General features: G+C 38.5%; 18 protein-coding genes and 3 pseudogenes. 4 read left to right on the forward strand and 17 right to left on the reverse strand.

Annotated features, from left to right (window positions below; all coding sequences use genetic code 11):
- Positions 1 to 4 precede the first annotated feature (4 nt).
- Positions 5 to 1,569: pseudogene (locus BN2458_RS01625) on the reverse strand (glycosyltransferase family 2 protein).
- A 194-nt stretch (positions 1,570 to 1,763) separates the two neighbouring features.
- On the opposite strand from BN2458_RS01625, the gene BN2458_RS01630 reads away from it, so the two are divergent.
- From BN2458_RS01630 to BN2458_RS01640, 4 genes and pseudogenes are all read left to right on the forward strand, one after another.
- Positions 1,764 to 2,507: a class I SAM-dependent methyltransferase gene (locus BN2458_RS01630; protein WP_052082025.1), complete on the forward strand. Its 744-nt coding sequence runs from the start codon at positions 1,764 to 1,766 to the stop codon at positions 2,505 to 2,507.
- Positions 2,508 to 2,549: 42 nt separating this feature from the next.
- Positions 2,550 to 2,723, forward strand: a complete 174-nt coding sequence (locus tag BN2458_RS09820) for a hypothetical protein (RefSeq protein ID WP_156407271.1) — start codon at positions 2,550 to 2,552, stop codon at positions 2,721 to 2,723.
- Between the two features lie 145 nt (positions 2,724 to 2,868).
- Complete coding sequence (locus BN2458_RS01635) at positions 2,869 to 3,561, forward strand: Bax inhibitor-1/YccA family protein (RefSeq protein WP_034326774.1); 693 nt, start codon at positions 2,869 to 2,871, stop codon at positions 3,559 to 3,561.
- 10 nt (positions 3,562 to 3,571) lie between these two features.
- Positions 3,572 to 3,975 (forward strand): annotated as a pseudogene (locus BN2458_RS01640) (thiamine-phosphate pyrophosphorylase).
- Here the strand turns inward: BN2458_RS01640 and miaA are convergent.
- The 16 genes and pseudogenes from miaA to BN2458_RS01720 form a co-directional block, all read right to left on the reverse strand.
- A complete protein-coding gene (miaA, locus tag BN2458_RS01645) occupies positions 3,976 to 4,884 on the reverse strand; it encodes a tRNA (adenosine(37)-N6)-dimethylallyltransferase MiaA (RefSeq protein ID WP_034342085.1) in 909 nt (302 codons plus the stop codon). It lies immediately after the preceding pseudogene.
- A 16-nt stretch (positions 4,885 to 4,900) separates the two neighbouring features.
- Positions 4,901 to 6,016, reverse strand: coding sequence for a pyridoxal-phosphate-dependent aminotransferase family protein (locus BN2458_RS01650; RefSeq protein ID WP_034342084.1), 1,116 nt, complete (start codon positions 6,014 to 6,016; stop codon positions 4,901 to 4,903).
- 65 nt (positions 6,017 to 6,081) lie between these two features.
- Positions 6,082 to 7,107, reverse strand: coding sequence for a pseudaminic acid synthase (pseI, locus tag BN2458_RS01655; RefSeq protein WP_034342083.1), 1,026 nt, complete (start codon positions 7,105 to 7,107; stop codon positions 6,082 to 6,084).
- Complete coding sequence (gene pseH / locus BN2458_RS01660; protein WP_034342082.1) at positions 7,104 to 8,768, reverse strand: UDP-4-amino-4,6-dideoxy-N-acetyl-beta-L-altrosamine N-acetyltransferase; 1,665 nt, start codon at positions 8,766 to 8,768, stop codon at positions 7,104 to 7,106. The genes pseI and pseH overlap by 4 nt, the downstream gene beginning before the upstream one ends.
- Positions 8,769 to 9,021: 253 nt before the next feature.
- Complete coding sequence (locus BN2458_RS01665; RefSeq protein WP_034342081.1) at positions 9,022 to 9,702, reverse strand: hypothetical protein; 681 nt, start codon at positions 9,700 to 9,702, stop codon at positions 9,022 to 9,024.
- A gap of 1 nt (position 9,703) precedes the next feature.
- Positions 9,704 to 11,047 (reverse strand): peptidase U32 family protein, encoded by a 1,344-nt coding sequence (locus tag BN2458_RS01670; RefSeq protein WP_052082085.1) that lies wholly within the window; start codon positions 11,045 to 11,047, stop codon positions 9,704 to 9,706.
- 76 nt (positions 11,048 to 11,123) lie between these two features.
- Positions 11,124 to 11,810, reverse strand: a complete 687-nt coding sequence (locus BN2458_RS01675) for a hypothetical protein (RefSeq protein ID WP_034328268.1) — start codon at positions 11,808 to 11,810, stop codon at positions 11,124 to 11,126.
- Positions 11,811 to 11,875: 65 nt separating this feature from the next.
- Entirely contained in the window at positions 11,876 to 12,763 is an 888-nt protein-coding gene (locus BN2458_RS01680; protein ID WP_034342077.1) for an ATP-binding cassette domain-containing protein, read from the reverse strand.
- The gene (gene modB / locus BN2458_RS01685; RefSeq protein WP_034342076.1) at positions 12,760 to 13,431 is read right to left on the reverse strand and encodes a molybdate ABC transporter permease subunit; all 672 of its coding nucleotides are present in this window, start codon (positions 13,429 to 13,431) and stop codon (positions 12,760 to 12,762) included. The genes BN2458_RS01680 and modB overlap by 4 nt, the downstream gene beginning before the upstream one ends.
- Positions 13,431 to 13,934: a hypothetical protein gene (locus BN2458_RS01690; RefSeq protein ID WP_034342074.1), complete on the reverse strand. Its 504-nt coding sequence runs from the start codon at positions 13,932 to 13,934 to the stop codon at positions 13,431 to 13,433. The genes modB and BN2458_RS01690 overlap by 1 nt, the downstream gene beginning before the upstream one ends.
- Positions 13,927 to 14,691 carry a molybdate ABC transporter substrate-binding protein gene (gene modA, locus BN2458_RS01695; protein ID WP_231944813.1) on the reverse strand — a complete coding sequence of 255 codons (765 nt, stop codon included), beginning with the start codon at positions 14,689 to 14,691 and terminating at the stop codon, positions 13,927 to 13,929. The genes BN2458_RS01690 and modA overlap by 8 nt, the downstream gene beginning before the upstream one ends.
- Positions 14,692 to 14,910: 219 nt before the next feature.
- A pseudogene (locus tag BN2458_RS10255) lies at positions 14,911 to 15,323 on the reverse strand (type IIG restriction enzyme/methyltransferase); the annotation flags it as partial.
- A gap of 87 nt (positions 15,324 to 15,410) precedes the next feature.
- Positions 15,411 to 15,800, reverse strand: a complete 390-nt coding sequence (locus BN2458_RS01705; protein ID WP_034342071.1) for a winged helix-turn-helix domain-containing protein — start codon at positions 15,798 to 15,800, stop codon at positions 15,411 to 15,413.
- Between the two features lie 9 nt (positions 15,801 to 15,809).
- A complete protein-coding gene (locus BN2458_RS01710; RefSeq protein WP_034342069.1) occupies positions 15,810 to 16,466 on the reverse strand; it encodes a LutC/YkgG family protein in 657 nt (218 codons plus the stop codon).
- Positions 16,459 to 17,898 (reverse strand): LutB/LldF family L-lactate oxidation iron-sulfur protein, encoded by a 1,440-nt coding sequence (locus BN2458_RS01715; RefSeq protein ID WP_034342067.1) that lies wholly within the window; start codon positions 17,896 to 17,898, stop codon positions 16,459 to 16,461. Before BN2458_RS01715 ends, BN2458_RS01710 begins: the two co-directional genes overlap by 8 nt.
- 2 nt (positions 17,899 to 17,900) lie before the next feature.
- Complete coding sequence (locus BN2458_RS01720) at positions 17,901 to 18,632, reverse strand: (Fe-S)-binding protein (protein WP_011115492.1); 732 nt, start codon at positions 18,630 to 18,632, stop codon at positions 17,901 to 17,903.
- Positions 18,633 to 18,820: the final 188 nt, after the last annotated feature.

Below are 18,820 nucleotides of genomic sequence, written 5' to 3' on the forward strand. Positions count from 1 at the left end.
AGAGTTATTTAATTTCTATGCCCCTCTCACAATAGCGACTTTTATTTGCTAGAGTTTGTAAGTAGATATTATGATTAGATTCTAACATCGTGCGGGAGTTTTCAGGGTGATAGAGATGATAGGCAATTCCTGCAAATTTTAATCGCCTCATCTCTCCACCATTAAACAAAAATCTCGCCACAAATTCAGAATCTTCCCTCCCCCAGCCAATAAATGCTTCATTAAAGCCATTAATACTTACACAATCAGTCTTAAAAAAGCTCATATTGCACCCGCGAATGCCTTTGATAAAGTCTTTTTTGTCAAAAAATGATGAGGTAATTTTGGAAGTATTAAAAATAAATGACGAGAGTAAAACACATCGTTTTGCTTTGAATCCACCTTGTTTAAAGGCTAAGCTAAAGGCGTCTTTTGTGTTAGATTGCATAATATTTTGCGTAGTGCTTTCATTTAAAATCACACGAGAGCCTTGCAAAAATACACCTTTTTTTGCAAAGTGTAGATGTTCTTTTATAAAATGAGAATCTAAAATCATATCGCCATCAATGATAATAATATATTCTCCATTTGCCGCATTTATGGCACGATTACGAATCTCACTTAAGCGAAAGCCTTTATCCATCTGCCAAATATGCCTTAAAGGACAAGGAAAGTCTTTTGCATAAGATTCTATTAATTCTTTTGTATCCTCTGTGCTGCCATCATCGGCAATAAGCACTTCACTTGGCAAAAGCGCAAGATTTTTTACAGAATCTAGCACTAAAGCTAGTCTTTCTTTTTGATTATAAGTAGTGATGATAAGCGAACATACTCGGGGGGGGTCGTGTTTTGAAGCTCATAAAGCTTCATATATTTAAAAAAAGTGCCTAATCCATTGCAAGTAGCAATCACAAAACCTTTGTATCCATAAAAAATGCCTTTTTTGAAAAAATAATCTCTAAAAAATGTCCAAATTCCGTGCGTGATTGCTTTCAATGGACTTGATTTTTTATGTTTATTTTGCTCTGCCCAAAGGCTTGAGTATCGTTGGAGTTTTTCAAGGAGATGAGCGATATTATCATAGGCGTAATGTTTTATTCCGCTTGAGAGCTTGAGTGTATGCGCATTTTTGGGGATTATCACACTCTCGTGAACAAAATTGTCATTAAAGCGCGTGAAAGTTTTATTAAAAAGTCGCCAAACATAGTCTGGATACCACCCACACGCCTTTATCCACTCTCCATTATAGAGATTTTTACGCGGCAGGGCATAAATCGTGTGAGAATTGAGCTCTAAAGATTCTATAAGCGCAAGTGTGCTTAACTCAAGCACCTCATCAGAATCAATACTCAAAATCCAATCGTGCTTCGCATAGCTTATCGCTAAGTTTTTCAAAGCACCAAAGCCGATAAATTCACTCTCAAAAATCCGCACATTAGAGAAGTTGCGTGCTATTTCCAAAGTTTTATCAGTGCTACCATTATCAAGCAAGATAATCTCATCAAAATTTTTTAAAGACTCTAAGCATTCTTTTATGGTGTCTTGTGCATTTTTCACTAAGATTGTTACGCTTATGGGAAGTGTATCCATTCTCTCTCTTTGTGTGGATTTAGGTTTAAAGCTCATAGTGCGCTATTGTAGCACATTTTATGTTTTTTGTCATTTTGTCTATTTAAGATGATAACAAGTATAAAAACATAAAACATTTCTCAAGCCATTAAGCGATGAGGAGTATGATAGACTGCAAGGTTTATGAGTTTAGAATCTGCAAAAAGGAGCAACAAATGAGTAAGCAACTATGGGATAAAAAGGCGCAGACTTTTCCGCGCTTTAAAAAAGATACGCAGGATACTTTAGAAATTTTAGATTTTTTTCGCGCCCAAAATGTGGTATTCAAAGATAAAAATTTGCTAGATATAGGCGCAGGAAATGGGCGATTTGCCTTGCAACTTGCTTTTGAAGCAAGGCACATTTATGCCACAGATATTTCCCAAACAATGCTTTCACATCTGCAAGAAGACGCAAGAGATTTGGGATTAGATAATATCACCACATTTGTAAGCTCGTGGGAAGAGTTTGACATAAAATCTTTGGGAGAGATTGAGCTTGCCTTTGCTTCAATGACACCCGCACTCAATAATCTTGCAGGATTCAAAAAGGCTTTAGGTGCAGGTAAAGAGGGGCTGTGCTATATAGGTTGGGGCAGAGTGAGAAAAAGCGCGTTTTTAGATGAGATTTTTGCAGCACATAATATTAAGGTTGAACTTCCTGTGGGGTTGCCTCAAGTGTTAGAATGGCTCAAAGAGCTAGGATATAAAGAGCCTATATATTGCTATAAAGAGGCGGGATATACCTATAAATCAGACATACAAAAAGCTATAAACGACATAAAATGGCATATTTGCATACATCAAGGTGAGCCAGATGAAGAGAAAATCAAAGCCTATGTGGATAAAAAGCAAGTTAATGGATATGTGAGCTATGAGCAAAAACGTGAAGTAGGGATTTGCTTTATCCCACGCGTTTAAGCATATATATTAGGCGATGACTTAAATGAAGTAAGGGCAAAAATGAGAAAAAAGATATTTTTCTTTGCAGTGTATTTGCGCTTTTTGTGTGTTTGTATCATTGCTTTGAGGCTTGGGCGATTTGATATTGCATATAGCAATATGCTTGCCCTTGTGAGAGAATATTTTGAGAGTTCAAGCAAAAGTATAGATTCTATGCTTTTTGTAGAGGAGTGACTAAGATAAGGAGCATAGAAAAGGAGCTAGAAAAGCCAAGCAAGGAATACACGATGAGTGTAACGCATTGTTCTCCTTTATGTAAAATGTGATTAGTAAAGTTATGTTACTATCACAACCTAACTTTATAAAGAAGGAGAAAATAATGGGACTTTATGATAGGAATTACACTAACAACGCGCAGTTTGCAAATGAAGCAATAGCGGAGCGTGATAGTGCATTAGTGAATTTTGTGAAGACGACTTACAAATTTTTTGGTGCAAGTTTATTCTTTGCTTTCATCGGTGCGATGATTGGTTTTATGTATTTAGAATTTGTAGTAGAATATCGCCTTTTTATTTTTATTGCTGAAATTGCAGCACTTTTTGGGGTTATGTTTTCTCGTTCTAAACCGGGCTTAAATATCGCTATGCTTTTCATCTTTACTACACTTACAGGCTTAGCTATTACGCCTCTTGTGGCTATGGTAGCATTTAAAGCTGGTGCTGGTGCGGTTGCAATGGCATTTGCTATGACAACAATTATTTTTGGCGTTATGAGCATTTTTGGTATTAAAACTACAAAAGATTTAGCTAATATGGGCAAAATGCTTTTTATTGCTCTTATTGTTGTGGTTGTATGCTCAATTATAAATCTCTTTCTTGGAAGCTCTATGTTTCAAGTATTGATTTCAAGTGCAGCAGCTATACTTTTTAGTTTGTATGTAGCGTATGATACGCAAAATATTGTGCGTGGTTTATATACTAGCCCAGTAGATGCAGCTATTAACCTTTATTTGGATTTTTATAATATTTTTGTGAGCTTACTTTCGCTCATTGGCTTAGCAAATCGCGACTAAGGCTCACACAATGGAGGTTGGTAGAGTCATTGATGCTAACCTCAATCGTTTAAAAGAGGGTATCCGAGTGATTGAGGATACTCTCCGCTACTTTCATAATGATGTTTTGCTTTCTTCGTCATTAAAGAATATCTCCGACATCAAATTAAAATTTCTTCAAATATATCTTTACTTTCTTGTCGTAATGTAAATGGCGATGTGCTAAAAGGAAGTGTGCCTGATGAATTGCAACGTGAGAATCTCGCCCATTTGGTAATGGCAAATTTTAAACGTGCTCAAGAAAGTGCACGAGTTCTTGAAGAATATACTAAACTTGTTCCTACTTTTGGCAATAGTGCTGATTTTAAAAAGGTAAGATATGAGTTGTATGAGCTTGAGAAAACCTACTTTGAACGATATGGCAAAAAGGAATAATCAAAGAGTATTATTATGAATTTGCTGTATTAATTGTGCCTCTAATGCTTTTTCCTTTAAATGTGTAATTTGTGCAAATTGAGTGCGATTAAAGGTGCGCTGACGTTTGGCAAGTTGGCAAGTATGAAAAAAGATTTGCTCTTCAAGCTGTTGTAAAGTCGCAACCTTGCCTTGCAAAAAATTTACACATTCTTTTGCGCCAATAGCATTTAACGCAGGAGCTTGTGCGCCATAAGATTCTAATACATTTTGCACTTCCTCCACAATCCCTTTTTGAATCATTGCTTTTGTGCGTTTAGCAATGCGCTCTCTTAACTCATCGCGTTCGCATTCAAGGCAAAAAATCTTAATGTCATAGCCTAAAGACTCTTTTTTATGTGTGGCAAAATATATACTTGGAGGTGTATTTGTGGCTTTAAAGAGTGCAAGGGCTTTGCAGATTCTGTAAGTATCTGTGGGTGAGAGACTTTGAGCATAAGTTTTATCAATTTGTGTTAATTGTGCATATTGCATACTTATATTTCCTAGACTTTTTACCCACTCTTCGTGTTCTTCAAGGGGAGGCATAGGGCTTAAGCCCTCCATAATGCTTTTAAGAAAAAAGCTACTTCCACCTACGATAAGCAAAGGCGTGTGTGGAGAGTTATTTTTGATGTCTTCAATGCTTTGGAGCAGAAGATCTTTGAAAATCATCACATTGCTTTTTTGATGTGGCTCTAGGATATTAAGCGCATAATAACATACCTGTGATTGCTCCAAGAGTGTGGGTTTAGCAGAAGTAATATCAAGATATTTATAAATACTTAGAGAATCAAGGCTAAAAATCTTACAATTTTGCTCCATTGCTATGCGATGAGCAAGAGCACTCTTGCCGCTTCCACTTGAGCCAAGCACTGCAATGATTTTCATATATGAAGTTAGAGACCTATTTATCTAATATCTCATAATAGGCAGTAAGAAATACTTTATTCCCTGTGCCATCAAATTTCCTAAGATTTAATCGTTCTAGAGCAAGCTCTATTGCGTTTACAACCCACACACTCTCATTAAGTGCGATAAGCCCCATTTGATTAAAGCGCACAATGCTTGTTTTGAGCTTATCTTGCCCACCTGCAGCGTTTATACCAAATTCATTTTTGAGAATCTTACGCAATGGTGCGGCATTAGCCTCATCGTAAATAGTATTCATCGCAAGGGCAGGATTTTTAGGATAAATCCTAAGCCCTAAAGATTCTAAAGCTTTGTGTGTGGCAAGGCTTCGTGCTTTGGTTTTTTCATAAATGCCTTTAAAATCTCCATTTACAAGTTCAAAATACTTTGCTAGTCCTGTGATAATTGTCGTAGGCGCAGTCCAAGCAGTCGTATTTTGTGCTTGATTTTTAAGCTCTGTTTTGAGATTAAAATAAAAACCTATATCCCGCTCGTTTGCAAGTTCTATCGCATAATGAGAAAGTCCTATAATGCTTAAGCCTGGCGGGAGCATAAAAGCTTTTTGTGAGCCACCAATGAGTGCATCAATATATGTCGTATCAATTTCTTCAACACCCATAGCAGTAATGGCATCAACAACAACTACAATACGCGGATTATGCGCTTTAATTGCTTGAGCAATTTCTTCTACAGGGTGGCGCAATCCTCCTGCAGATTCGCACATTTGAATGCAAAAGCAGTCTATATCTTTTTCATTTTTAAGTATCTCAAGCACACTTTCTACACTCGCAGGAGTATTCCATTCATTTACAATTTCTTTATAGGGAATCTTGTGTGCTTTAGCAATTTTGCCAAATCGTTCACCAAATTTGCCGCTATTGATACTTAGCACTTTATTTTGAGTAAAAGTGCATACACACGCTTCCATCGCACCACTTCCACTACTTGCAAGCATAAGCACTTCGGGCATTTTTAGCATTTTTAAAAGCCCCTCTCTTGCTTTTGCAAAAATTGCTTCAAACTCTGGTGTGCGATGATGCAAAGTAGGCTCACTCATTGCATTGCGTATGGATTCTGGCACAGGTGTAGGTCCGGGCGTAAAAAGTAGCATACTCACTCCTTAAATGAATAAAAAGAAATAAAAGCACATTATACTTTAAAATCTCTTTACTTTAACTATTTGACATCACTTAATCGGAGAGGCTGTGCAGCTTTGAGTGCGACTTTGGCACTCTTGCCTAGAATCTTATGCAAATATCGTGGGTGTTCTCCGCCGCTAGGACGCACGACAGAGAGATTTTTGTGCGTGAATTTTTCACCCTTTTTAATATCTGCACTTACCCAAATGCTTCGTGCAAATTGCCGCCTTTTTTTGCGTATATCTGCGGAAATTTTAGGTTTTTTGCAACCTAATGCCAAAGCGGTATCACGCACTTGCTCTACCATAGTTTTAAATTCATCTTTATTCATACTAAAGGCGCTATCTACACCACCAAGCGAGGAGTCAAGAATAAAATGCTTCTCAATCATACTTGCTCCTAAGCTTGTGGCGATACTTGGACAAAGTGCACCAAGTGTATGGTCAGATAATCCATATTTAATATTGTATTTTTTATAGGTTTTAGCAAGTTGAGGCATAGCAAGGAGATTTGCAGATTCTAGCGGGGCAGGATATTCGCTTATGCAATGAAGTAATGTAATGTCCTTACAGCCATATTTATGGCAAATTTCTAGTGCAGTTTTGAGCTCCTTACGCGTAGCTACGCCTGTGGAAATAATGATTGGCTTTTTTGTTTTGGCAATGGCTTCTATAAGCTCATAGTGCATTGCTTCAAAACTTGCTACTTTATAAATCGGGCATTGTAGAGATTCTAAAAATGCAACACCTTTAGGTGAAAAAGGCGAGCTAAAAATAAGCAAACCTAACTTTTTTGCAAGAGAAAAAAGTTCTTTATGCCATTCCCAAGGAGTTTGGGCTTCTTTATAAAGTTCATAGAGATTGCGTTTATCCCAAAGTGTGCCACCACTAATGCAAAAATGTGGTTCATTTGATTGAAGTGTGAGGCACTCTGGCGTATAAGTTTGTAGTTTCACGCCATCAGCGCCACAAGCGGCAATCGCACGAATAGAATCTTTAGCAATTTCTAGGCTTTGGTTGTGATTTGCACTCAATTCAGCGATAATAAGAGGAGAGTTTGTCATTTGAGCTCCTTATACATTAAAATCACATCATAATATCGTCTTTGTTCATCATCTTTGCGGCACACAAAGTCGTGTAATACGCCCTCGCGCATATAACCACATTTTTCATAGAATTTTATGGCGCGTTCGTTATGGATAAGCACCTCAAGGTGTAGGGTGTGTAGGGTTAGATTACGCATAGCATAAGATTCTAAAAAGGATAGAATCTGTGCTCCCTTGCTATTTTTGTCGCATAGCGGATTTGTATAGATACCGATAAAGGCGTGTTTATGCGCGGGATTTATGCGCGTGAGTGAGCCTACACCAATGTATTCATCATTGGATTTAAAAAGCCAATACTGTTTTGAAGTATCATTAGTGAGATGAGCTAAAAATGCCTTGTGTGAAGCGGGAGTGATATACGAAGAATACATCCATTGTGCTACTTGCTTGTGATTACGCATAGAGAGGACAATTTCGCTTTCTTCTTGTGTCAAATGCGTAAAGGGTAGGGCGATAAGAGAATTTCTAGAATCCACGCTTTTATCTCGCGCATTTATGTTATGTGATATGAGATTGTGAATCTGCGTAAAAAGTGCAGATAATGAATCTAAAAGCTTCTCACTTGGGTGTAAGTCTTGAAGCGTGGTTTTAATAGATTCTAGGCTTTTTGGGGTTTGGGGCTTTGTGTGCGTATCAAAGTCGTTTGCGCTAGATTCTAAAATATCTTTATACCAAATGCGTAAGATTTCAAGTGCGTCAAGCGGGGTTTTGGCGGTGGCAATCGCGCCTTTTTGCGCCCATTTTGTGATGTGGAGATGTTGATTTGTGGCAGATTCTATAATAATGCTTGGAATCTTTAGTGTGAGGAGTTCGAGCATACTCCCGCCCCCCGCGCTTATGGCACAATCGCATTCTTGTGCCTTGGCTAAAAAATCTTTGGGGTTAAGGTTGTGATAAGTGCTAATGTAGCTTGTGAGGCGAGGCGGGATACAAAGTGTGTGCGGGTAGCCGCCGCCTAAGATGATATGAAAATGGCAAGATTCTAAGAAAATAGAATCTGCAAGAATATTAAGATTCTCAATAAGTTCTTGCGTGAGATTGCCACTATCCACGCCACCAAAGGTAACAAACACATTTATACGCGATATGTTTTTCCCGCACTTCTGCATAGAATCTTGTATAAAATCCCGCTTAAAATCTTGTGTATAATCCTGCGTTGGCATAATGGGCGGGATAATGTATTCTTCCCCGCACCATAGATAATAGTTCTTGTGCGAAAAATACTCTTGTATATGTGGAGTGGGGTTAAGGATATAGCTTTGTGGCGGATACACATCGCGCAGAGTATCATCAAGACAGATGAGCGCCTTGCTCTGGGATTTTAATCGGTAGTAAAACCACTCTTGTGCTTCATAACTATCGACAATAGCAATATCAAGCATTTGAGGCTGGGTAGAGAGCCACTCGTAATTTTTACATTCATAGGATATAGATTCTAATAATTCTTTATCGAGCAGTTGTGCTAATGACGGAGGGATAAAATCCCCTACCACGCGATTATGCAAAGTGAGGGCATTGACTTGCCTTGTTTTGGCGCATAACGCGATGAGTTTCACACAGCGATAAAAATGTCCTAAGCCATATTTCGCCCCGCTCTCGCAAAAAACATCAATCCGCATACCCTTTCCTTTAGCTTAAAAGTTTTGATTGTGTAGCAAAGTTGATTCCATAAACAATAAAAAAAGTGCAAATATAAAAAGATGATGAAAGAATGAATAAGGGTTATTTTGATGAGTTAAGGAGGTGTGATGTGGGCAGATTATGCGAATCAATGGTTTTAATCAGTGATTGAATCTCTTCATTATACATCTCTTGCGTATAGATTCGCTCTCACATTTTAACTTAATGCACTTCAGGCACTAGCTCAAAGCCCTAATACTCAAGCTTTGGGAGCTTTGCCCCTTGCAGTGAAATCTCCATTGCTCTGCGATAAAAGGCTGTGTGTTTATTAGAGCAGTGCCTATTGCATTGTTTGACAAATAGCACATCAAATACATCAAATCCCATCCACTCCCACGCGTAAGTATTGTATCTAAATATCATTTTTCCCTCACGCTTTTTAATAGCACTTATTTGCTCTTGAGTAAAGCCATTGTTTGTAAGATGATTCATACACCATTCGTGGGTTTCCTTAGTATATTCTGTATCAAGATACTCTTCAAGCAAGGCTATCCAATTATCCATATGATGTATTTCTTGCACGTTATTGCGTTTGATAAAGTCTTTAAATTGCTCTTTATCGCAAGAAGGAATCTTAATCAGCTCATAAAATGGCTCACTCAAGCACTTATTTTGCACAATTAAAGCAAGTGGTAAATCTATATAGCCCACAATATCTTTGGCATTAAGCTCACTTTCGCCTTGCTTATTTTTGTTTTGATACACACTACTTGGCTTAAGCGGATAATTTAAAAAAATAAGGCTTGAAAGCCCTATTTTAATCCCGCAGTCTTGAGAGTAAATATCTTCAGATTCTGAAAGATCCGCAATATATTGACCTAGAATCGTATAGGGAAGCAAAAGTCGCGTCAAGCAGGAGCGCAAAAATCCCAAACTATAATCTCTCTCGCAAAAAACTAAATGGAGGCAAAGGCAGAGGGAGTTTAAAGGCATTTGTATTGCCACTATGGATTGATTCTAACTCCTTGCCCTCTTGCGTGATAATCTTCTCAAAGCGCATTTTTTTCACACCATTTTCTTCATAAATCTCACCTAACTCACTTTTGCCACACGCCACCTCTATGCCAAAAGGCACGACAATCTCTTTGGCTTCTCCTACGCGAATTGTATGCTTACATATCGCACATAAACCATTTTCTAGCACCTCGGCATTGACTTGATAATTACCATCACTAATTGCGGTAAGATGATTTTGTGTGTTATTTTTTTCATAAGGGCGATGAATGATATAGCCATCAGTGAATCCGCGATTTTTAAGTGTGTTAAGCTCATTGGCATAAAATGCGCTATTTTCACTCCCGCTATAATAATCATCAATTGCTGCACGATAAGCCCTAGCAGTGATTCCTGCGTAATAATTTGACTTTGTGCGCCCTTCGATTTTGAGCGCATCTATTGCGCCAGAATCTAAAATTTCTTTCATATGTCCGCTTAGATTCAAATCTTTTGAGTTAAAAATATGTGTCCCCAGTCCCTCTTGCTCTTGTAGCCTCATCATCACGCCATTATCGGGATTTTTGACAAAAAGCTCCTTGCCATCAAACTTCACAAGCTCATCATTCTCAATATTACGCACAAAATATTCATAATCAAATCGGCAGTCATTCGCACAACTCCCGCGATTAGGCACACGCCCACTTTGCAAGGCAGAGATGAGACATCGTCCAGAAAAGGCAAAACACATACTGCCGTGAATAAAAACTTCAATCTCTAAATCGGGGAGTTGCTTTTTAATCTCTTTAATATCTTTGAGACTTATTTCTCGTGCCGCAACAATGCGCTTCACACCCATTTCATAGTAGCTCTGTGCATCAAGGATATTAAGCACATTTGCTTGAGTAGAGAGGTGGATAGGAATTTGCGGGGCGATTTTTTTAGCTAGACGCACAACACCAATAGCGGCGACAATAAAGGCATCAGGCTTAAGACTTGCCATTTTTTCAATATGAGATTCTAAAAGTTTGAGTTGGGAATTAAATGGGAATCCATTGATTGTAACAAACACTTTCTTGCCAAGTGCGTGAGCATATTTCACACCCTCTGCAAAGTCCTCATAGCTAAATTCTTTTCCTGCTCGTGTTCTTAAGGAGAAATGGCTCACGCCTCCATACACAGCATCAGCCCCATAAGCAAGGGCAATTTTAAGTTTTGTAAGGTTTCCTGCGGGGGAGAGGAGTTGGACTTTATGAGAAGTTTTAGAATGAGCCTTATTTTGCATAGGATTATGTGTGCTTAAGTTTATAGAATCTTGCATTATGTAGTCTTTAGACTTATTAGTTTAGAATCTCATCACTTTAAGACTTTGTGCCAAATGAAGCAATCATTGCTTCAATATCATCTTCATTGACCACATCTTCTTTGTCGTCTCCTGCAATAAAGACAGCGGAGCTTACGCGCTTACTATCATCAATCTTGCCTTCAAAGAGTGAATTCATATATTGTGCGAGGGCGCGCATTACATTGATTACGCGCTCAATTTTTTGACGATGAATATCTTGGTATTGCATTAAATCCATTGCCTGCATTGAAGCATCATTAATATCGTTTGCTGCATCTGTGATTTCTTTGCTATGTGACCGAGTGTTTTTGGTAGATTCTAAAGCGATTTGGAAACTTTGTATATGAGGAAAAGTCGTGCAAAGTTTGGTAAATAACTCCTCTTGCTCACATAGGTAAGATTCAATGCCCTTAGCAAGTTTAGAGATTTTATCTGCGTCATTACTCATTACTTCGAGCTGGTCGAAAATTTGTGTGCCCTTGACTTCTGTATCTTTTGTAACTTCATCAAGCTGATGAACGATTTTGTGGTCTTCTGTGGGTGGAGGTGGAGGCCATTTTTTATCTGCTTCTGCGCGGAAGTCATTTGGATCAATAGTTACTTTCTTCACTTCATCATCCTCTGGGGCAGAAACCGATGCACCATCTACCTTGCTCACATCGGGCTCACCATCCATAAGAGAATCTAGCTCTTCTTGAGTCATTACGCTTCCTCCAAAATAAAAAGCGTATTATATTACATTTATTTTAAGTATTTCATTAATTTTTACTATTCTATATCACATTTATACAATACAGGACTAAATGCCTTATCGGCTATAATGACTTGCTCTCCTATGTGGAATTGTGCGCATTCGATTGGGTCATATATGATTTTATAAATTTCATCATTGCATAGCACACTGATAACACACACTAGAGCTTCTTTGTGTATATGGATAATCTCGCCTTTGAGTTTGAGCTTCGCACTTAAGAGCTTGTGCGTAAAAATAGAATCATTGCTGCCATCACGGGTAATATGTCCATTCTGTAATACAAATGTGCGCGAGGCGAGTGCGAAAATCTCACTCATACTATGGCTTACGAGTATAGTCGTAAGTCCAAAATGCTTGTGGAGAGCCTTTAGCGTATCTTGCAATATTCTCCTCATTGCATTATCAAGTGCTGAAAAAGGCTCATCAAGTAGCAATATTTGAGGGCGTGAGATGAGTGAGCGCGCGAGGGCTACGCGTTGAGATTGTCCGCCAGAGAGTTGGGAGATTTTGCTTTTTTTAAGGGGTGTTAAGTCCATACGCGCAATGAGTTCATCGGCAAAGATTCTATCTTTTTTGTCTTTGAGCGCGAAACAAATGTTATCATAGACATTGAGATGGGGGAAAAGCGCGTGGTGCTGAAATACAAAGCCGATACATCGCTTTTGTGGTGGCAAACAAATGCCATTTTGTGAATCTAGCCATACGCTTTCACCCACGCGGATATAGCCATTTTCGACAGATTCTAATCCGCTTAAGATTCTTAAAATTGTCGTTTTCCCTGCGCCACTCTTACCAAAAAGTGCAACAAATTCACCAAATTGCAGCTGTTTATCCACTTCTAGCTTAAATGTACCCTCACTGCCAAGCAGGGTTTTGCTAAAACGCAAATGAATATCACTCATTGCTTGCCCCTTGCTAGGCGTTTATTGATATAAAAAATTGCCAAAAGCAATACGAAGCACACGCTAAAGAGCGTAAAGGCGTATTGGTGCGCTAATGTGTAGTTGAGCGATTCTACCTCATCATAGATAGCAATACTTGCCACGCGCGTTTGGTTTGGGATATTCCCACCTATCATCATTACCACGCCAAATTCCCCAATGGTGTGTGCGAAGCTCGTTACACAGCCCAACAAAAGGGCAGGTTTAATATTTGGCAAAAGCACGAAGCAGAGCGTATAAACGCGTCCTTTGCCAAGTGTGAAACTTGCTTCCTTGAGCGAGGAGGGGAGGCTCAAAAGCGCACTTTTTATGGGATTACACATAAAGGGTAGGGAGAAAATCACACTCGCTAAGATAAGCCCTTCAAAGCTAAATACAAGCTTTATGTCAAAGTATTTGAGCAAAAATGCCCCCAATATGTTCTGTGGGCTAAAAGTGATGAGGAGATAGAATCCTAACACGGAGGGCGGTAGCACGAGAGGCATCCACACGAGCACTTCGCATATGGGGCGCAGGGGATTTGTAGAATAGGCAAGAAAATTGCCGATGACTATGCCGAGTGGAAGTAAGATAAGCGTGGTGAGAAAGGCGATAAAGAAGGTAAGGCGCATTGTCTCTATAAAGTCCATTATGCAATGCCTTCAAGTATGATATGTGAGCTTAAAACGCACCAAGTGTAAATATCCCCCTCCTTTATTAAGGGTGTTTGAATAGAGGGAATAAGCGCATAGATTGGTTTATCATCTGTGTTGTATCGCGCTGTTGTGTGGGAGTTGGTGGATTGTGAATCTAAAGTATGCGGGGATTCTAAAGGCTTTGTAGAATCTTGCAAATGCGCGTTTTGAAAGGGCAGGGGCAGTAAGGCTATGCGCGTAAAAATAGAGTTTGCCTCATAGGTAATTACTTGTCCCTTAAATGCGTTGAAGCCCCATATCTGTGGCGTATTATCTGGCAGGAGAAACACATTATTTTCTTTGAATCTTAGCCATATCTCATCGCCCTTTGTATATTGTGGGCTATCTTTAGATTCTATTGTCAGTGCGTGGAATGTGCCAAAGACAGAATCCGCGCTTATTAGCGCACAATGAGAATCTAGCACAATGTGGCTAATGTGAGTTTTAATACTATTCATCTGCTTTGTCGTAACCATATTCTTGGAATATTTTTTGAGCCTTTTTATCATTGAGTATGAAATCCGCAAAGTCCTTAGCAAGTGTAGAATCCGCACCATAGTTAGGGATAATGAGTGCCTGATTTATGGGCTTATATATGCTTTCATCAATGAGCGTGTAAGTAAGGGAGGGGCTTTTGTCCTTTATTACCATTGAAAGTGCGCTAAAGCCAATCTCGCTTGAGCCTTGTAGCACATAAGTTGTCGCCTGTCCTATGCTTTCGCCGATTCTAAGTTTAGGAGAAAGTTTCTTATCAAGCTTTTGAGACTTGAGAAATTCCTGTGCGGCTTTGCCATAGGGGGCGACTTTGGGATTAGGAATCGCAATATCACGCACCTGTGGGTGTGAAAGCACATTAATATCACTCGCATTAAAATTCTTATTGATACTAAAAAGCACGAGTTTGCCTTTAGCGTAGTTTTGTGGCGCGGTGGCGGCTAGTTTTGCCTCATAAAGTTTTTGTGGATAGCTTGTATCTGCAGCGATAAAAAGATGTGTGGGTGAGCCATTGTGAATCTGCGCATATGCCTTGCCCGATGAGGCATAGCTAATTTGAATCTTATCTTTTTTATGCGTTTTTAAATACGCATTCTTAATATCTTCAAGCACATATTTGAGACTTGCTGCAGCAAGGACATTAATTTCTTCAGCCACCGCACCTACGCAGATAAAAGCACTTAGAATAGATATATTGAGAATTTTTTTAACAAATATCATAACACCTTCCATAAGATTCAAGTAGCAAAATTATATACTAACTTATATAACCAAAGCCAATTATGCGCTTCTATATCTTTGTATCTCATCATTTGTAAGGCTATATGATTTGTGTGCTAATGTGCTGTGCGGGATTCTAAAGCGGAAGTGTCAAATGTGGAATCTTGGGTTTAGATTCTAAAATTTTATCTGCAATTTTTTGGTTTGCTTTTGTGATTTAGGCGTGTAGAAACTGCCCTCCTTGTAGCCATTGAGTTTTGCAAAGATAAACCCCAAAACACTAGAATTGATTAAATCCCTGAGGGAAGTTTTTTCAAAATATGCAAGGCTTAAAGTGTCATCAAGTGCTGAAATTTCGCATAAAGCCTTTTCTTTTTCGTTGCGATTAAAAAGGCTGGAGTTTAGATAAGGTAAATAATTAAAATTTTCATCGTCTCTGTCTTTTTTTGGCTTAAGACTTCAAAGAAAAGTGTGTTTAAAGTGCTAAAGGTAGGAATTTTATGAAAATTTAAAAATTTCAAACGCTCATCGCCACCATTAAAATGCACTAAATTTGCTTCAATAAGCTGAAGAAAAAGCACACGATTAAGCCATAGAATCATCAATGAAAGTGTAGATTCAAAATTGCTTTTATGAGACTCATCTGGAAATTTGTTTTTTAAAATCTTTTGTATAGCATAAAAAATGAGTATAAAAATCTAAAGAGTGAAGCTAATGAGTTAAGGTTTTTTAAAATCTTTTAAAGCAGATTCTAAATGCGATAATTTTAAGAGAATCTCATCAAAATCTTGCGAATTATCCAAATAATCAAAAAAGATATTTTTTACTCGTTCTAATTCATTAAATGCTTGGAGTGCTTCAAAGCCAAGAGGAGTGAGCTTTGTGCCACCACCACCCTTGCCTCCATTATTTGATTGCACAAGTGGAGAGGGGGAGAGCTTATTCATAATATCTACACTATCCCACGCTGCTTTATAGCTCATACGCATTTGTTTTGCCGCTTTTGATATGGATCCAGATTCTGCTATGCGCGTGAGTAGCTCTGCGCGTCCTACCCCAATGTAGCTTTTATTATCTTTTTCAAACCAAAACCGCGCAAAAACATTCATAATCTTTCCTTAATAGAGTATCACATAGGTGCGTAATGAGCCGTGCACACCAAAGACGGTTTGAAGCTCAATATCCGCAGTGCGCGAAGGTCCAGCGATAAAAATCATATTAGTCGGCAGGATATTATTTTCGCTTTGAGCTTTGAGCGCACACACGCCGTCATAGAAGTTTTCCACAATGTTTGATTTTTTTAGCAAAACAACGCAGGTGCGCGTGATGAGTGATGAGAGACGAGGGGCATTTTTGTGTGAAGCAATGCCGATAATGCCGAGATTTGCCACGCCACAATTTGCGTGAATGATAGAAGTATCAATGTTAAAAAGCTCCTCTCTTGTCTCATCAACACTTTTTTCATAAGGAATAAGGCTCATAGAATCTGACATATCCTTATGTAATGCTTGTATATCAATCTCATCTTCAATATCAAGATTATAGAGAATCTTAAGTGCTTTTGCTTCTACAAGAACTTTATGTATATCTTGTATTAGAGTATTTGGACTAGATTCTACCACAATGGCTTTATTTGCATTTTGTAAGTTGATATATTCTTGCACTTTATCAGAATTTGTGCTTTTCATCGGATTAGCATAATGCGAGGATTCTGTATGAAGCGGATTAGCCTGAAGTGAGGCTTTGATATTGTCTAAAATAGCTTGCTTACTCATAAATTACTCCTTTCATATTTGAAACTTTTTTGTGGAGGTTGCCATTTAAAGTAGGGAAAGTGCGATAAGCCACCCAATTTTTAAGCCCGGGTATAAATCCACTAAAAAGCTTTACTAGAGGCATAAGTAGAGGCTTGTTTGGCAAATTCAATAATTCACGCCAAGCATCACCATTAGTTGCAGCATTAGCAAATTGTTTCATTGCGTATTCTTCATTTTTGTCGCGTGATGAGCCGTCATTGCTTTTAAGATTCTTGCGCCCTTGCCCTACTTTTTCACTGCGTAAATCGCGTATAAGCTCGGCTAATGGAATCTTTACAGGACATACCTCGCTACATCGCCCACAAAGTGAGCATAAACTCACCATATGCCCGAATTTTTGCATACCAAAGAGTTGAGGTGAAATCACCTCGCCAATGGGTCCGGGATAGGTGCTAAGATATGCGTGTCCGCCGATTTTGTCATATACCGGGCAGTGATTGAGGCAAGTCCCGCAGCGGATACACGAGAGTGAGCGATAGAAATGTGAATCCTTAAGCATATTCGAGCGGTTATTATCAAGCATAATAATATGCACTTCTTTGGGACCATCTAGCTCACCATTTTTGCGTGGAGAAGTAATAATGTTATTGTAACAAGTAATGGGTGCGCCCGTGGCTGAAGGCACAAGCAGCGCGTCTAAAATACTTGCATCTTCAAAGCTTTCAACAACCTTTTCAATCCCACAAATAGCGATGTGAATATCACTCGCTGTGGTGCTCATACGCCCATTGCCTTCATTTTCAATAAGCCAAATCGCGCCTTCATTTGCAATGGCAAAATTAACGCCGCTTAGTCCCATTTTAAACTCTTTAAACTCCTTGCGTAAATGCACACGAGCAATTTCGTTGAGTTTTTCTGGTTCAGATTCTAAGTTTGCACCAAGTTTTTGTTGGAATATTTCGCCGATTTGATAGCGGTTTTTATGAATAGCTGGGGCGACAATATGCACAGGTGGCTCATCAATAAGTTGAATGATAAGCTCACCCAAATCTGTTTCAATGGGATTAATACCTTTTTGCTTTAAAAAAGCATTAAGATGCGTCTCCTCGCTCGCCATAGATTTGCCTTTGAGAATCTTAGTGATATTTTTCTCTCTCATAAGATTATAAATAATCTCATTTGTTTCTTTGCTATCACGTGCCCAATGCACAATGAATCCATTTTTTGTAGCATTTTGTTCAAAACGTTCAAGGAGAGTATCAAGTTGAGAGAGAGTTTTTTGTTTAACCGCTCTTCCTTGCTCACGCAAAGCCTCCCAATCTGTGTAGCGAGAAGCGATAAGATTCTTACGATTCCCTTTAAGGGTGTCCATTACACTCTTAAGGTTAGTGCGGAGTTGTTTGTCATTGAGTTTGGTATGGACGATATTGGTATGTTCTTGATGGCTCATAATTATGCTCCTAATCCGATTCTTTGGGCTAAGAAATCATAGAGATGAATGGGTTTGACAGCGATTTTTTGCTTTTGCATTGCCCCGCTGATATTAAGTAAGCACCCTGCATCTGCTGAAATTACATATTCTACATTTCTTGAAAGAATATCCTCAATTTTCTGGCTCACCATTGCATTTGATACTTCCGGCTCTTTAATGCTAAAAGTCCCACCAAAGCCGCAGCATTCTTCTTCTCGTTCTAGTTCAATAAGCTCAACATTTTGCAATGAAGTAATGAGAGCCTTTGCGCTATCAACAACTTTAGAGGTGCGTAAAGCGTGGCAATTACTATGCCAAGTAACTTTGGTAGGCGCACCTTTATCTTCATATCGGACATTGAGTATCTTATGTAGGTATTCGCCTAAATCATATACACGTGAGCAAAATTGTTTTACCTTCTCAAGTTCGCTTCTTCCCTCAAAAAGTGCTAAATAATCCTCTCTCATCATACCTGCACAAGAGCCTGAAGGCACAATAATTGGTTCTTCTCCCTCAAAAAGTGCTATATTATGGAGAGCAACTTTGCGGCTTTCCTCATAATAGCCCGAATTATAGCTTGGTTGTGCACAACAAGTTTGGTCTTTTTTAAAAATGACTTCACACCCCTCTTTTTGTAATAATCTGATTGCATTTACGCAAGTATCAGCATATGCTAAACTTCCTAGACAAGTTGAGAAAAAAAATACTCGCATATTAACTCCTTCCTAAATTTCATAAAACAATTATGATATAAATAAGGAGCTTTAAAAATACAAAAGGTAAAAGTTTAGTTATTTTTCTTTTTATAAATGTGTAAAATTTTCTCAATTATATGTCAAATGGATTTAATGTGAAAATTTTACACATTGGCATATAAAATACATACTCATTCATCTATTTC

The organism is Helicobacter typhlonius, assembly GCF_001460635.1.
GTDB classification, from domain to species: Bacteria; Campylobacterota; Campylobacteria; order Campylobacterales; family Helicobacteraceae; genus Helicobacter_C; species Helicobacter_C typhlonius.